General features: G+C 36.8%; 13 protein-coding genes and 2 pseudogenes. 6 read left to right on the top strand and 9 right to left on the bottom strand.

Annotated features, from left to right (window positions below; translation table 11 throughout):
• The first annotated feature begins 17 nt into the window (after positions 1-17).
• Positions 18-1,190 carry a n-acyl-d-glucosamine 2-epimerase gene (locus EJF25_RS08220; protein ID WP_125040767.1) on the top strand — a complete coding sequence of 391 codons (1,173 nt, stop codon included), beginning with the start codon at positions 18-20 and terminating at the stop codon, positions 1,188-1,190.
• A 31-nt stretch (positions 1,191-1,221) separates the two neighbouring features.
• Positions 1,222-3,222: pseudogene (locus tag EJF25_RS08215) on the top strand (SusC/RagA family TonB-linked outer membrane protein); the annotation flags it as partial.
• A 215-nt stretch (positions 3,223-3,437) separates the two neighbouring features.
• Here EJF25_RS08215 and EJF25_RS08210 read toward each other — a convergent pair.
• Positions 3,438-4,724, bottom strand: a complete 1,287-nt coding sequence (locus EJF25_RS08210; RefSeq protein WP_009040242.1) for an IS1380-like element ISBf12 family transposase — start codon at positions 4,722-4,724, stop codon at positions 3,438-3,440.
• Positions 4,725-5,919: 1,195 nt separating this feature from the next.
• Here EJF25_RS08210 and EJF25_RS25555 point away from each other — a divergent pair.
• The 3 genes and pseudogenes from EJF25_RS25555 to EJF25_RS08190 all read left to right on the top strand — a co-directional run bounded on the left by EJF25_RS25555 (position 5,920) and on the right by EJF25_RS08190 (position 8,215).
• Positions 5,920-6,828, top strand: a pseudogene (locus tag EJF25_RS25555) (DUF4934 domain-containing protein).
• Between the two features lie 72 nt (positions 6,829-6,900).
• A complete protein-coding gene (locus tag EJF25_RS08195; protein WP_125040843.1) occupies positions 6,901-7,092 on the top strand; it encodes a hypothetical protein in 192 nt (63 codons plus the stop codon).
• Positions 7,093-7,336: 244 nt separating this feature from the next.
• Positions 7,337-8,215 (top strand): exodeoxyribonuclease X C-terminal domain-containing protein, encoded by an 879-nt coding sequence (locus tag EJF25_RS08190; protein ID WP_125040842.1) that lies wholly within the window; start codon positions 7,337-7,339, stop codon positions 8,213-8,215.
• Here the strand turns inward: EJF25_RS08190 and EJF25_RS08185 are convergent.
• The 4 genes from EJF25_RS08185 to EJF25_RS08170 form a co-directional block, all read right to left on the bottom strand.
• The gene (locus EJF25_RS08185) at positions 8,190-9,197 is read right to left on the bottom strand and encodes a metallophosphoesterase family protein (protein ID WP_125040841.1); all 1,008 of its coding nucleotides are present in this window, start codon (positions 9,195-9,197) and stop codon (positions 8,190-8,192) included. The two genes, EJF25_RS08190 and EJF25_RS08185, sit on opposite strands and share 26 nt — an antisense overlap.
• A gap of 43 nt (positions 9,198-9,240) precedes the next feature.
• The gene (gene ispF / locus EJF25_RS08180) at positions 9,241-9,720 is read right to left on the bottom strand and encodes a 2-C-methyl-D-erythritol 2,4-cyclodiphosphate synthase (protein WP_125040840.1); all 480 of its coding nucleotides are present in this window, start codon (positions 9,718-9,720) and stop codon (positions 9,241-9,243) included.
• A gap of 483 nt (positions 9,721-10,203) precedes the next feature.
• On the bottom strand, positions 10,204-10,818 hold the full coding sequence (locus EJF25_RS08175; protein ID WP_125040839.1) for a fumarylacetoacetate hydrolase family protein: 615 nt from the start codon (positions 10,816-10,818) through the stop codon (positions 10,204-10,206).
• Entirely contained in the window at positions 10,818-11,471 is a 654-nt protein-coding gene (locus EJF25_RS08170) for a redox-sensing transcriptional repressor Rex (protein ID WP_125040838.1), read from the bottom strand. The genes EJF25_RS08175 and EJF25_RS08170 overlap by 1 nt, the downstream gene beginning before the upstream one ends.
• A 166-nt stretch (positions 11,472-11,637) precedes the next feature.
• Between EJF25_RS08170 and EJF25_RS08165 the strand changes: the two genes are divergently transcribed.
• Entirely contained in the window at positions 11,638-11,988 is a 351-nt protein-coding gene (locus EJF25_RS08165; protein WP_125040837.1) for a translation initiation factor, read from the top strand.
• Positions 11,989-12,334: 346 nt separating this feature from the next.
• Here the strand turns inward: EJF25_RS08165 and tsf are convergent, their stop codons facing one another.
• The 4 genes from tsf to rplM all read right to left on the bottom strand — a co-directional run bounded on the left by tsf (position 12,335) and on the right by rplM (position 15,096).
• A complete protein-coding gene (gene tsf / locus EJF25_RS08160; protein ID WP_125040836.1) occupies positions 12,335-13,159 on the bottom strand; it encodes a translation elongation factor Ts in 825 nt (274 codons plus the stop codon).
• Positions 13,160-13,279: 120 nt separating this feature from the next.
• Positions 13,280-14,116, bottom strand: a complete 837-nt coding sequence (rpsB, locus tag EJF25_RS08155; protein ID WP_025075938.1) for a 30S ribosomal protein S2 — start codon at positions 14,114-14,116, stop codon at positions 13,280-13,282.
• A gap of 125 nt (positions 14,117-14,241) precedes the next feature.
• A complete protein-coding gene (gene rpsI, locus EJF25_RS08150) occupies positions 14,242-14,628 on the bottom strand; it encodes a 30S ribosomal protein S9 (RefSeq protein WP_077155340.1) in 387 nt (128 codons plus the stop codon).
• Between the two features lie 6 nt (positions 14,629-14,634).
• Complete coding sequence (rplM, locus tag EJF25_RS08145; RefSeq protein WP_025075940.1) at positions 14,635-15,096, bottom strand: 50S ribosomal protein L13; 462 nt, start codon at positions 15,094-15,096, stop codon at positions 14,635-14,637.
• Positions 15,097-15,149: the final 53 nt, after the last annotated feature.

Here is a 15,149-nt window from a genome sequence, read left to right as displayed (position 1 = left end):
TTAACAATAAAAGAAATATGGATTTTAAGAAACTAGCAAATCAATACAGGGACGAACTGCTCGAGAATGTTCTTCCCTTCTGGCTCGACCACTCCCAAGACCGGGAACATGGCGGATACTTCACCTGCCTGGATCGTGAAGGAAACGTATTCGACACCGACAAGTTCATCTGGCTTCAAGGGCGTGAAGTCTGGATGTTCTCAATGCTCTACAATAAAGTGGAAAAACGGCAGGAATGGCTCGACTGCGCCATCCAAGGCGGTGAATTCTTAAAGAAATACGGACATGACGGGAATTATAACTGGTACTTCTCTCTCGAGCGTTCGGGTAGCCCATTGGTAGAACCATACAACATCTTCTCCTACACCTTCGCCACCATGGCCTTCGGACAACTGAGTCTGGCCACAGGCAACCAAGAGTATGCGGAAATAGCGAAGAAGACATTTGAAATCGTCCTTTCCAAAGTCGATAATCCGAAAGGGAAATGGAACAAGCTCCATCCGGGCACCCGTAATCTGAAGAACTTCGCCTTACCGATGATTCTCTGTAATCTGGCTTTGGAAATCGAACATTTATTGGATGAAGAGTACCTCCGACAAACCATGGAAACATGTATCCATGAAGTAATGGAAGTATTCTACCGTCCGGAACTGGGAGGCATCATTGTTGAGAATGTAAACGCGGACGGTAGTCTTGCCGACTGTTTCGAAGGTCGCCAGATCACCCCCGGGCATGCTATTGAAGCCATGTGGTTCATCATGGATCTGGGCAAACGCCTGAACCGTCCCGAATTGATCGAAAAGGCGAAGAATGTGACTCTTACCATGCTCGATTACGGTTGGGATAAGGAATACGGTGGTATATACTACTTCATGGACCGTAATGGCTGTCCTCCCCAACAGTTGGAATGGGACCAGAAACTTTGGTGGGTGCATATCGAAACACTAATCTCGCTATTGAAAGGATACCAGCTGACTGGGGATAAAAACTGTCTGGAATGGTTTGAGAAGGTACACGATTATACATGGAACCATTTTAAGGATACTCAATATCCCGAATGGTTTGGGTATCTGGATCGCAGAGGGGAAGTGCTACTACCACTCAAAGGGGGAAAGTGGAAGGGATGTTTTCATGTGCCGAGGGGATTATATCAGTGCTGGAAAACATTAGATACCATTAACGGAGAATAAAATCCTAATATATAACTTTAAGTATAAAAACATGAAAACAAAAGAACTACTAAAAAGGGTACGAAGTATCTGCTTATTAATGCTTATCCCTTGCAGCTTAACGGCACAAAACATTAAGGAGATTACAGGCGTTGTGTATGAAGAAGATCAGGTCACTACCGTGGTAGGTGCCAATATCAAAATTAAGGGAACTACGGTAGGTACTGTTACCAACACAAATGGAATATTTAAATTAAACGCTAAACCCACTGATGTATTAATAATATCCTATATTGGGTATAGATCGCAGGAAGTACCAATAAAGAATAATACTCAGCTAAAAATAGTTTTAAAAGCAGATGAGGAATTATTGGAAGAAGTAGTTGTTACAGCATGGGGTAAAGAAAAGAAAAAAACAGTAGTAGGTTCTGTTGCAACACTTAGACCTTCGGAACTAAGAGGACCAAGCAGTAATTTAACGTCTATGCTTTCCGGTCGAGTAGCTGGCCTTATCAGTTACCAGACTTCAGGAGAACCGGGACGCGATAATGCACAATTTTTTATTCGAGGAGTTGGTTCTTTTGGTACAGGAAGAGTCAATCCGTTAATTCTGATTAATGGGATCGAATCTACAACAACAGAATTGGCAAGGATACAACCTGATGATATTGAAGGATTTTCTATCTTGAAAGATGCAACAGCTACATCTATGTATGGAAGTCGTGGGGCAAATGGAGTCATATTGGTTTCTACCAAAGGTGGTTTTGTAGGAAAAACAAAATTTAATATTCGTTATGAGTCTTCTTTATCGACCAATGCAAAAGATTATAACCTTGCGGACAATATTAGTTATATGAAATTAGCTAATGATGCATCTCTTACCCGAGGAGGAGAAAGAATATATGATTTTGATAAAATAGAGAATACAAAAAGGGGAGTGAACCCTCTATTGTATCCGAACAATAACTGGCGTGACATCATGATCAAGAAGTATACATTGAATCACAGAATAAACATGAATGTTTCCGGAGGTGCAGATATTGCCAAATATTATTTATCTGCATCTTACCGCTACGATGATGGTATGTTGAAAACACATAAGTCAAACGATTTTAATTCGAACGTGTCGAATTCCAGTATGGAAGTTCGTTCCAACATAGACCTGAATTTGACGAATAGCACAAAAGCTTCTGTTAGAATTAATGCACTTTTCGATTACCTGCATGGTCCTTCTGTCGGTACGGGAGGTGATGTATTCAAAAGTCTGCTGAAAGCCAATCCAGTTATGTTTCCTGCTGTATATCCTCAATCATATCGTTCGTGGGTCAAGCATCCTCTATTTGGAAATGCTCCTATGTCTGAAAACTCCCAATCCGAATCAGATCTTTTTTACAATCCCTATGCTTCTGCTTTATCAGGATATAGTGAAGATAATAGAGCTAATTTCACTGCACAATTTGAATTGAATCAGGATTTCAGTTTTATTATTCCCGGATTGAAAGGACGCTTGATGGCATATACCAAACGAAGTGCTCAAAGTGCCCTTTCCAGATCAATTGTTCCTTTTTATTACATGGGTGTTAAAGATAATGAAAATAAAAATGAAATGAAAGATGTAATACTCCTAAATGAAACAACAGGACGTGATTATCTGAATTATAGCGAAAAAGGAAAAGAAGTATGGAATGAAAACTGGATAGAAGGTTCATTGATGTATGATCATACTTTTAATGAACTTCATAATGTAGGAGGAACATTACTATATTATGTACGTGAGAAAAAACTTTCTAACGCGGGTAATCTAGAACGTTCCCTTCCTCAACGGAATATCAGTTTGTCCGGTCGTGTAACTTATGGATATGACAATCGTTATATGGCAGAATTTAATTTCGGTTATAATGCTTCAGAAAGATTTGACGAAAAACACAGATGGGGATTTTTTCCTTCTATTGGAGCTGCTTGGAACATTAAAAATGAAGCATTTTTAAAGAATGTTTCTTTCCTTGATAAGTTAAAAGTTCGTTACTCATTCGGAATTGTTGGTAACGATGAACTTACGAATTGGTTTAATAATGGAGAAGAACGTTTCTTCTATTTCCTCAAATCCGCAACTAAGCCCTTGAACGTCCTTATTGCGTTTACACGTCCTCTCATTACTGAATTTGCAGATAATTTGAACTTGAAGCACCCACTTCTGCCTACAATATCCCCTTACCCCACAATGTGACTTGAGGCAATACACAATATCATTCCCATAAGTTGTAGGCATTATCCAAAATCAGTCTGGAAAACATCTGCGTAAGCATTATTACAGGTATAGATGTTCAGCACATACCGCCTTGATGTCCTGATCCACTTGGCTGGTACAGAGATAAACCTGAAGACAAACGCTTTTATGCGACTTGTTGCATTGAGCCCGAACTTCTTTACGTCAAGTCTTTGAATAATGGCCTTGTAAAAGTTACGGATAAGTGCTGTAAGAAGAAGGAACACTGTGTTCTCTGCCATGAAGGATTTGGGCAATCTGTCCCACCCGAAACCATTGTTCATATCATCGAAGATACGTTCCTTTCCTCCACGAAGGTTATAGAACTCGACAATTTCTCTTACGGAAGAATCATAGTCGTTAGTCAGGATACAACGGTATGTGTATTCTCCTTCCCAAAAATCCTGCACACCATCCATCCGTTTCTGTCTTTGAATCACAAGTCGATATGCCTTACCTTTCCACTTCTCAACAAGGATAGAGTTCAATTCAAACTCAATGCCATTGATTTCCTCAGTTTTCCAGCCTTTGAGAGCAAAGGTGTCATTGTAGATCGAACTGCAGCGGTTAGCACGGATATAGAAGGACTTGCAGTGTTTTTCTATTTCCTCCACGATTTCCTCGGAACATGATCCACAATCAGCTCTGAAGCGATTGATAGTGAGCCCATTCTGTTCAAATCTCGCAAAGAACCTCTTCAGCGTGTCCTTCTGATGGAAACGAACATTTGTGTTACCATCGCTATTCTCTATACCGACTATCAAATCGCCAATAACCGCCACGCCAGGGCGATAACCAAGGAACTTCTTGTATGTAGGCTTTGCATCATACTTCTCTGTCTCTATGAACTGATGGTCGAAATCAACATCATACATCTCACCCTCTTTCAGTTGGCCAGATGCAAATATACAATTGAGCAATAAAGTATTGAGAGTGTCAGCCGTATTGAAATCGTAGGTCTTGCCCATATCTGATGTGTATGAAATGTTTTCTTGCGTCAACTCCTTTATCGCCCTGAGGATAGTATCAGAGCTACAAGTGCGAAGTGTCGGATGAAGCGAGAGGTGGTTCATCAAATGAGTAGTGACATCCTCAATACATGAACCGCTACAGAAGTAGATACTCATGAGAGAACGGATGATTTCGCTGTACTGATAACCGAACGATCTACACCTTAGACCGAGGGTTGAGTCGATTACAGATGATAATGTGGAGTCAAATTGCTCCATGATTGAAAATAATCCCCCAAAAGGAGTGAGTCTCTCAGATTTAATTTGTATCTTCGCCATGTCTATCGTCGGATTCTCTTGTTTTTTTTGCAACACTAAGATAAGTGAAAATTCTGACATGGCAAAATCCTGAGCAACTTTTTGTTGCTCAGGTACTTAAAAAGTTTAATTTATAATAGTGTTGCGGAATTAAGGTATAATAAAAACGATTGTTCCCAGACGTACATCCGAGGGTTACCCTACATGTATGTCTAAAGATTACCAATAAATACGTATAGAGATGTATTCTTATGCAATATAAAAGAAGAGTATAATACTTCACTCTAAAGAAATAAGGTCAGTAGAAGTGCAATCTTAGCGTAATAGATCAAATGATTTTTTTAATCACAAAAAATAAATCCAAGAATGCTTTAATCTATTATCTGATATAAACTCTATTATTATTTAGAAAAGATATCAAAGCCTCATTACAATTTATTTATTATTTTATTCTTATATTCATAATAGTGAAAGCTTAGAATTTCGATGAAATGGGATTTTTTTCTTAAAAACAATTGGTCAGAAATGGTCAGCCAATTTCCTTTTTTAACACTACTTTTGTTATATATATTAATCCAATAAATCTAATAAAATGAAAACTGTTTTTTCAATTCGGTATCTTTTATCATTCTTTCCTGTCGCAAATCAGAAACAAGTAGAGCAGCAAGGAGCTATCCATACATATATTATTTCCAAGCTAAATATATATAAAGAGAGAAAAATAAAGTACCTAAAAAAATAATAAATGTATATTATCATACAGAAAACAGCTCTTATACTTGATATTTGTAGGAAACATAAACTAAGAACTATGAGAGTTTAAGAAGAGGAAAAAAAGAAAACTGTTTTTTCAGAAATATATTCTTTTTTACCCAGTAACTCTCCTTAAAATGAAGAGAGGTAAGTCCAATGCAAATTTAAGAATTAAGCCGAAGATGAACAAATAAATCGTTTGTTTGCTTATTTATTACAAAACAAGAAAGCAGAATAATTAAAAATCAACTAAAGATGAAAATACTGATTGAATTAACCTTTGCAATTGCATTTATTTTTCTTGTAAGTTACAACGTATATCATTCTCATATAACAAACCCAATCTCCAATTTAGCATTAGCTAACGGAAGCATTAGCAGATGGTGGAGAAGGAAGCAGTGATAAAGGACTACTCTATGGAACAGTTCCTGATTCCGAAAGACATTTCAATAAATAAAATAAGATGAGAAAAATAATATTTATATCTGCCATGCTATTGTTATTATATAGTTGCGGAAAACAACAACAGACCGATAGTCAAACAACTATTTTAACCATTGTAATGAAGGATGTAAAGGATCCCCCTTTCGATTCGTCTAAACTATCAACCAGTGTCAAGTATATTAAATTAGATACAAATGATTCTTGTTTAATAAGAAATATAAAAAAGATATTTTATATAAATAACCAAATTATAATAGGAAGTGAAGATATGATCTTATTCTTTAATGAAGATGGAAAGTTAAAAAACATAGTAAATCAAAGAGGAGAAGGACCGGAAGAATATATAGGTCTGTCCGATTTTGACATATGTCGAAATAAAGGAGTCATTTCAGTATTAGACACTAGAGGAAAAAAAATCATGCAATATGACCTATCAGGAAATTAAAAAAAAATCAAACTGAATCATTGGAGTATAGGATTACAAAATATCAATGACTCTATAAACTTACTATATAGTGGTAACCAGACTTCTCCCCCAAACAATGATAAATTCAGAATATATAATATAAATGCATCAATTTTATCAAATTCTTTTTACCCTATTTCATCTAAAAAATCAAACTATTTGCATGTTCATAACGCAAACAATTTTAGCAAGTGCAAAGAAGAAATATTGTTCTGTGAATTGTATAATGACACCATTTATCAGTTATCCTCTGATAAATGCATTCCTTGCTATTATTTGGATTTTGACAATTATAAAATACCTGTATCTTATCTAGAAGGTAATTATAATAATATTATGGAATTTCAAAACGATATATCGAAACATGATTTTTCATACGGTATAAATTCATTATCTAATTTAGCAAATGGGATTTTAGTATCTTACTTTAGTGACAACAAAAAAACATTATCTTTATCATAATAAAACAAAAAAACATCTACACAATTTCATCTATTTTTCGATAAAAAAACATTTAATGACCGTAGCATAGATATGAGGAAATACAATGTAAGATTCTATTCAGATGAAAATTTTGTATTTACTGTAGCTAATAATGAACTATATATAGAAGAATTTGATTATATAATCGATGCAAAATTAAAAGAACAATTGGAAGCATTACAAATAGATGAGAATCCGGTTATAAGGATATGTCCAATAGAAAAATCATCTGAAACACTTTAACAAATGAACAAATAAAAATCTATAATTGAAAAGAACTTGTCAAAAGTCAGTTATACTTCAACTTTCTATTTCCGAAAAAGGAAAAGTAATAATTGACTTCTGATAATCTCTCTAAATCAACTAACAACTCATTCAAATGAAATAAACAAAAACATTATTAATTGAGCTTATCTAAACAGCAAAAGAACTTGCTTTTATGAAATAATATTCGTATATTTGAGATATACTTAAAGCAAACACAATTATGGCTAATCCAAAATTACCGGGTATTACCGCAAGCGAACAGGCCTTATTGTATGCCAAGCTCAATGAATACAATCGAGGGAGAGCTTCTTTCAAGGAAGCTGGGGTTTATTTCGTAGTATTGCCTAGACCAGGAAAACCTAATTATTCGTTATGGCTCTATTCTCCCTTACTTGAAAAACAATCTATTATTTATATACATGACCTGTCACCAGATATTAATGAATCATTGAGAATGGCTAGTACTATGCTTTATTACTCACAGCGTTGTCTTATCCTCGTAGAGTATAATGAGAAGAGAATGCAGAGTAATGGTGACGATCTTATCTCTTTCGGAAAATACCGCGGACACTTTCTACATGAGATTTTAAAAATAGATCCGCCATACCTCAGCTGGATTGCCTATAAATTTACTCCTAACATTCCCAAGCAGGAACGATTCGTAAAAATAGCTCAAGCCTATCATTCTATACATTTGGACTTTATGTTACGTAAAGTCAAAGAAACGCGGCGGGAAAGCCGTTATCTGGGTGAACCCGGTGAAAAACTAACAGACTTGAGTTTGAAAGTGACGCGAGTAAGACTAGAAGACGACCCATATAAAACAAGATTGAATGGCAACATTCCACAATTCTATGTCAAACAGATACTGACTTTGAACGATGCAAGTGGTAATTTAGTGATCATGACGATTTCATCAAAAAATCCCAGTTCCGTATCATGTACCTTGTCTGGATTAGAACACGAATACGAACCGGGACAAATTGTATATATAACATCTGCGCGAATCTCACGCAGATATGAAAGTTATGGGATTAAATATACGCGCCTCAGCCATGTAAAGCTAGCTAATCTCAACGCTTTGTCCAATCATCCTTGACGAAACTTGCAGGATAAGAGATTTTATCCACTACTCCATCTTCCTGACGAATCCAGGAAGTAAAACTACGTGTACCTTCATTTAACTCTATGATACGGGCTCCATTCGGCAAATGATTGTATTCCGTATTTCCACCGGTAAAACGACCGTAAGCCAACAATATACCTTTCCACATCACTGCATAATCGTTATCATGATCGTGTCCGACGAAAACACCCATAACATCTCCTGCTTCTTTCATTGCCGCAAACATTCCTGTATTCAACTTAGGAGCACAAGCCTCTTCCATTCGGGTGCCACGAAGAATGGCATTCTCATTAGAAGCTGCTTCATTATATTCCGGTAAGGGTATATGGAAAAAAGCAAGTGCCGGTAACGGTTTCCCGGCATTTCGTTCAGTGTAAGCAGCACTTTGCTCACGATACCAAGCTATCTGGTCAAAAGTTAGCCAGGCATAGCCTTTTACATCTTTCAATGGGGAATAAGAATGAGAATCCATACAATAAAGGATTGCTGCATCCTTTTTTGCATCCGAAGATCCTTTTACTGTTAAGACATAATCCGGAGAAAGAACGTCTCCTCTGTCAGGTAATATATTGCCGGGAACTCTCCGAATAAGATCATATAATTGCTCACGAGTCATTTTCTGTTCATTATCATGATTACCGAAAGTGACAACAAAAGGTATTTTACGTTTACTTACCGGTTCAAGCACCTGCAATAATCCAGAATCTGCCGGAGCAGAGTACACTACGTCTCCGGTAAAGATTACCAAATCCGGACGTTCAGCGTCAAGCACTTCATTAATACGCTCTAATGCTATGTCAGAAGCAGGATTCTTATATTTGAAATGAACATCGGTAAACTGTATTATCTTAAATTTACCATCTTTATTAAATTTCAGTTCACCCTTCTGAGCCCAACAGAAAGTTCCCATCAAAAGAGAAGTTAATAACAGAAATATTTTTAAAGGTCGATTCATAATCATTTATTATTTAGAGGATGATCTTTTTCAATGAATGGAATTATTCTTTTTCTATCAATACGGTAGTATAGGCTGAAATACCCTCTTCGCGCCCAGTAAAACCTAATTTCTCTGTAGTAGTTGCTTTTATGGATATATCATCAATATCTATACCCATGACAGAAGCCAATGTTTCTTGCATCAAAGGAATATGCACTTTCAATTTCGGCTGTTCCGCACATATGGTTGCGTCAATATTTCCCACACGATACCCTTTCGCCGCAAGAAGTTCCACCGTTTTCTTGAGTAAAATCTTACTATCAATATTCTTAAATTCTCCGGCTGTATCCGGGAAATGATAACCGATATCCCGCATATTCGCAGCTCCCAATAAGGCATCACAAATAGCATGAATCAACACATCAGCATCCGAATGCCCCAACAAACCTTTTGTATGTTGCAAAAGAATACCACCCAACCATAATTCTCGTCCTTCAACTAACTGGTGAACATCAAAGCCAAAACCTACTCTTATTTTCATCTTTATTATTTACGATATACGATCTTATTTACTATATTTGCAAAAGTACAAACAATTGTTGGAATGGTTATGAAAAAATGAATATTAGTTCTCGCTTTTATCTTTATAGCTATTAACCGGGCAATAGGGCAAACAAGTAATTTTACCTCCACTAGAATGCACCCATCTTATTGTCCTGACTCCTGCATGTTACATCTTCTGCAAATACCAACCCACAAGATAGAAAAAAAGTAGGAAAATATTATTTTCTTTTCAGTAAAGAAAAAGAGAGGAAGTTACTTAAACTAAGCCAAGAAAGAATCAACAAGCCAATACATTTATCTCTGAAAAGCCAGCAGCACTTTGATATAAAAGAATTACATCTTTCAGAAAGGAAGATGTATAATTAAAATAAAGTAACTGACATCTTCCTCGGAATTATAAATCTTTTTCCGAATATCATGTTTCCTTTCCCGGATGATATAGACTTATAAGCGGAAGAGTTCAACGAACATAAAAATCAAGCAACTTTTCCTCTTCAAGATATCCTTGTAAATGTTGTCCAATACTCACAGGACCTACCCCTACAGGAGTTCCTGTAAATAGTAGATCACCTATTTTCAGTGTCACGAACTGGCTGACATAGGCAATTATATCATCAATTCTGAACAACATATCTGCCGTACAACCATGCTGTACTTCCTTTCCGTCAATAGCCAAAGAAAAGTTCAAATTTTGAACATCCTTATAACGGCCCACCGGAACAAAATCTCCAATAGCAGCCGATGAGTCAAATCCTTTGCAAAGTTCCCAAGGTCCTCTCTGTTCACGAAATTTCCGTTGGAGATCACGAGCAGTAAAATCAATACCAATAGTAACAGCATCATAATAACGATCCGCAAAACGAGAAGCTATATTTTTCCCCAAACGATTAATCCGAACCACTAGTTCCGTTTCATAATGTATCTCATTAGAAAAATCAGGAATGAAAAACGGTTTACCATCCTTCAGAATGGCTGAATCCGGCTTCATAAAAATTACAGGTTCCGTATTTATTTGTGTATGCCCCAATTCCTTATTATGTTGGGCATAGTTCATTCCTACTGCAATAATCTTCATTATTTGATCTCGTTAAAATTCAATCGATTAAACATAACAGCTAAATGGGCATACAAAGAGGTATTCTGCACCACAATAGTCTCAGGGACACGAATACGAAACGGAGTAAAATTCCATACTGCCTTAATACCTCCGTCCACCATCTTATCTGTAATTTCCTGAGCTATATTTATAGGAACTGTAAGCACGCCAATATTGACATCATATTCTTTCATCTTTGCTTCAAAATCATCCGAATGAAAAATAGAAATTCCATTCAGATCCTTTCCTACCAAGTCGGGATTTACATCGAAAGCGGCTACTATTTCCAATCCGAAATGATGCAAACCCGAATCACGAAGCAATGCGGCTCCCAAACTACCAACACCAAACAAGAAAGCTTTGTGCATATCAGTAAATCCAAGAAAACTCTCCAAGACTTCAATTAAAGCATCAACATTATATCCCACCCTTGTACGACCTGAGATATCTACATAAGATAAGTCCTTGGCGATCTGAGATGCGTCAATATTTATTTCTTTAGATATTTGAGTGGAAGAGACATACTGTTCTCCTCTCTCCTTCATTAGTTTTATATTCGACAGATACCAGGGAAGTCTCCGCAAGGTAGGCTCCGGCACTTTATCCGCCTCTTTTCGTACAGAAGTGCTCATACTGCTTACAAAATTTGGTATTTTGCAAAAGTACACTATTTTTTGAGACTGACAATCCAAGACTGTAAAACCTTAATAGAGATTAAACAAAACAAGGAAAACTGACACAAATTTTGCGCATTTCGGTAAGTTTAATACTTTTGGGAAAGAAATTAAAACAACAGGTATGAAAGACAATGATTGGAAAGATAGATTGAATGTGGTATATTCTACCAACCCAAACTTCAATTATGAAATGGACGATGATGAGGAACAAGTTACTCTTGATAAAACCAAACAGAATCTCCGAGTTTCCATTGATAAAAAGAACAGGGGTGGAAAAGCGGTAACATTAATTACTGGCTTTGTTGGCACTGAGAACGACTTGAAAGAACTTGGTAAGTTACTGAAAAGTAAATGTGGAGTCGGTGGTTCAGCGAAAGATAGCGAGATCATTGTGCAGGGTGATTTCAAAACTAAAATCATAGAACTACTAATTAAAGAAGGCTACATTAAAACCAAAGGTGCCGGGGGATAAAACTTGCTAAAATAAAAGAGGTCATTTCAATATAAAACTGAAATCACATTAACTAGACATTTTAAGAAAAATCAACTTCGTATCTTTATTTAGTTTGACCTGTAGATTCCAAATAAAATAACGATGCGCGTAGGGGATTAAGATTTGGAGCTTTATAAAGCTATACGTATACTTACCAAATCTTCGTATAGTTTTCCATATTTCATAGCACATGAAACTTCAGAGACTATTTTGGAGAAACCATCAACCTAATTTTATTTATCAAGCTTCAATTAAATGAAAAAGATAAAATAAAGCCGCCCCTTGCAGAGACGGCTTTTTCTTTATAAAATGTTACGTTCGAGAATTATTCAGCTCTCAAAGTGAAACGTTTGAATGCAGTTACAGTCAGATCTTTATCTTGAGATTTCAAGAAATCAGCAACTGTCATTTTAGCATCCTGAATATATTCTTGTTTGAGCAAGCAAACTTCTTTATAGAACTTACCAATACGGCCCATAGCGATCTTTTCGATCATGTTCTCAGGTTTACCTTCCTGACGTGCTTTATCAGCAGCAATTTCTTTTTCTTTTTCCAATACATCAGCAGGAACATCTTTCTCGTCGATAGCAATCGGATTCATAGCAGCGATCTGCATAGCAACTTCGTGACCTACTGTCGGATCAACTTCCTTATTCAATGCAACCATTGTGCAAAGGAAGTTTTTACCTTGATGATTGTAAACAGAAATAGCAGTACCTTCTACTGTAGCATATCCGTCCAATTCCATTTTCTCACCAGTGATACCACTTCTGTCTGTTACAGCATCAGCAATAGTACCTGTGCCCATCGGAAGAGCTTTCACCTCATCCAAAGTCTTGCATTTATTAGTAATAGCAGCATCCAAAATATCTTGAGTCAGCTTAATGAAATCTTCGTTCTTAGCAACAAAGTCAGTTTCGCATTTCAAAGCAATCATAGCTCCAAAGCCATTTTCAGCCTTAACGAGTACACAACCTTCAGAAGCCTCGCGATCAGAACGTTTTGCAGCAACAGCCTGTCCTTTTTCACGAATAATCTTCATTGCACCGTCGAAGTCACCGTTTGCTTCAGTTAATGCATTTTTACAATCCATCATACCAGCTCCGGTCATTTTACGCAGCTTGGTAATATCAGCCATAGTTACAGCCATAGTATTTCCTCTATTTAAATGAATAATAATTTTCAAAAACAAAAAATGTGCCAATCTGCCAATTAAAATGCAAGCATATCAATACGCTCTTGCACATTAGCAAATTGGCACATTATTATATTAAGCCTCTTCGTCTTCCTTGATGAAAGCAGCAGCTTTAGCTGCGTTAATAGCTTCTTCGTCAGATTTGTCGAGTCTTGCTTTGGCTGATTTCTTCTTGCCTTTGTTAGCAGGAGCTTCACCAGCAGCTTCCATATCGATCTTTTCAGCTTTTCTTTCTTCCAATCCTTCTTGCATTGCAGCACAGCATGCATCCAAGATAACTTCTACTGATTTAGTAGCATCATCATTAGCCGGAATTACGAAATCTACGTTAGTTGGATCTGAGTTAGTATCAACGATACCAAATACAGGAATACCCAAACGGTTAGCTTCGCGAACAGCGATATTTTCTTTCATTACGTCGATAACGAACAATGCAGATGGCAGACGAGTCAGGTCAGCGATAGAGCCTAAAGTCTTGTCCAATTTTGCACGTTGACGAGAGATTTGAAGAACTTCTCTCTTAGAAAGATTTGAATAAGTACCATCGTTAGTCAATTTATCGATAGTAGCCATTTTCTTCACAGCCTTACGGATAGTCGGGAAATTAGTAAGCATACCACCCGGCCAACGCTCGATTACATAAGGCATATTAACAGATTGAGCTTTTTCAGCCACAACTTGTTTAGCTTGTTTTTTAGTAGCAACAAAAAGAACTTTCTTGCCAGATTTAGCAATTTGTTTCAAAGCTTCAGCAGCTTCATCTACTTTTGCAACTGTTTTGTGGAGGTCAATGATGTGAATACCATTGCGTTCCATGAAAATATAAGGAGCCATTGCAGGATTCCACTTTCTTTTAAGGTGTCCGAAGTGGCAACCAGCCTCCAATAAAGTATCAAAATTTGTTCTTGACATCTTGTTTTTCTTTAAATCGTTTACTTTCTTTTTTGTTTTTTCTAAACCAACCGCCGGGTAGTCTGATGAGTCCCGGTAGTTTAGATACTAAACGTACTTCTCTCCAGAGATTCCTCCAGCAGATATTAACGTTTACTGAACTGGAATCTTCTACGAGCTTTCGGTTGTCCCGGTTTCTTACGTTCAACAGAACGAGGATCACGAGTCATGAAGCCTTCAGCACGAAGAGCTGCTTTATCTTCAGCGTTCATCTTAACCAGTGCACGAGCTATTGCCAAACGCAAAGCCTGAGACTGACCTGTGAAACCACCACCACACAAGTTTACTTTGATATCATACTTCTCAGCAGCATCCAACTTGTTCAATGGTTGTTTTACAACATACTGAAGTATAGTTGATGGAAAGTACTCTGCAAGGTCTCTCTTGTTAATAGTAATCTTTCCTGTACCTTCGCTTACGAATATACGTGCGATTGCACGTTTACGTCTGCCTAATGCATTTACTACTTCCATTATATTTTATTTATATGAATTAATATCAATCATTTTTGGGTTTTGAGCATCATGTTTGTGTTCACTACCAGCGTAAACATACAAGTTACCCAGCAATTTAGCTCCCAAAATATTCTTAGGGAGCATACCCTTCACTACTTTTTTCAGCAATCTTTCTTCACCATTCGGTTTAGCGATTAAACGAGCAGGAGTCATTTCTCTCTGACCACCAGGATATCCTGTGTAAGACAAATAAACTCTGTCATTCCATTTATTGCCACTCAATTTTACTTTGTCTGCATTGATGATGATAACATTATCACCGCAGTCTACGTGAGGAGTAAAGTTCGGTTTGTACTTTCCTCTCAACAATTTTGCAACTTTCGCTCCCAGACGACCTAAAGTTTGGTCTGTAGCATCAACGATAACCCATTCTTTGGTTACAGTTGCCTTGTTTGCAGAAATGGTCTTGTAACTTAAAGTATCCACTCTTAATTTTGTTTTTTAAATGTTACTACTAAAATTGTTCTTCACCACTTATT

This window comes from Bacteroides faecalis (assembly GCF_003865075.1).
GTDB lineage: Bacteria > Bacteroidota > Bacteroidia > Bacteroidales > Bacteroidaceae > Bacteroides > Bacteroides faecalis.
The sequence above is the reverse complement of the archived record's forward strand: the minus strand, read 5'-3'. Positions and strand labels throughout refer to the sequence as shown.

Excerpts from the sequence above, each read along its gene's own strand:
- ispF (WP_125040840.1), bottom strand. The coding sequence starts at position 9,720 with ATGAAAATAAGAGTAGGTTTTGGCTTTGATGTTCACCAGTTAGTTGAA.
- EJF25_RS08170 (WP_125040838.1), bottom strand. The coding sequence starts at position 11,471 with ATGAGCACTTCTGTACGAAAAGAGGCGGATAAAGTGCCGGAGCCTACC.
- EJF25_RS08220 (WP_125040767.1), top strand. The coding sequence starts at position 18 with ATGGATTTTAAGAAACTAGCAAATCAATACAGGGACGAACTGCTCGAG.
- EJF25_RS08185 (WP_125040841.1), bottom strand. The coding sequence starts at position 9,197 with ATGAATCGACCTTTAAAAATATTTCTGTTATTAACTTCTCTTTTGATG.
- EJF25_RS08190 (WP_125040842.1), top strand. The coding sequence starts at position 7,337 with ATGGCTAATCCAAAATTACCGGGTATTACCGCAAGCGAACAGGCCTTA.
- EJF25_RS08175 (WP_125040839.1), bottom strand. The coding sequence starts at position 10,818 with ATGAAGATTATTGCAGTAGGAATGAACTATGCCCAACATAATAAGGAA.
- rpsB (WP_025075938.1), bottom strand. The coding sequence starts at position 14,116 with ATGTCAAGAACAAATTTTGATACTTTATTGGAGGCTGGTTGCCACTTC.
- rpsI (WP_077155340.1), bottom strand. The coding sequence starts at position 14,628 with ATGGAAGTAGTAAATGCATTAGGCAGACGTAAACGTGCAATCGCACGT.
- EJF25_RS08165 (WP_125040837.1), top strand. The coding sequence starts at position 11,638 with ATGAAAGACAATGATTGGAAAGATAGATTGAATGTGGTATATTCTACC.
- EJF25_RS08195 (WP_125040843.1), top strand. The coding sequence starts at position 6,901 with ATGAGGAAATACAATGTAAGATTCTATTCAGATGAAAATTTTGTATTT.
- EJF25_RS08210 (WP_009040242.1), bottom strand. The coding sequence starts at position 4,724 with ATGGCGAAGATACAAATTAAATCTGAGAGACTCACTCCTTTTGGGGGA.
- tsf (WP_125040836.1), bottom strand. The coding sequence starts at position 13,159 with ATGGCTGTAACTATGGCTGATATTACCAAGCTGCGTAAAATGACCGGA.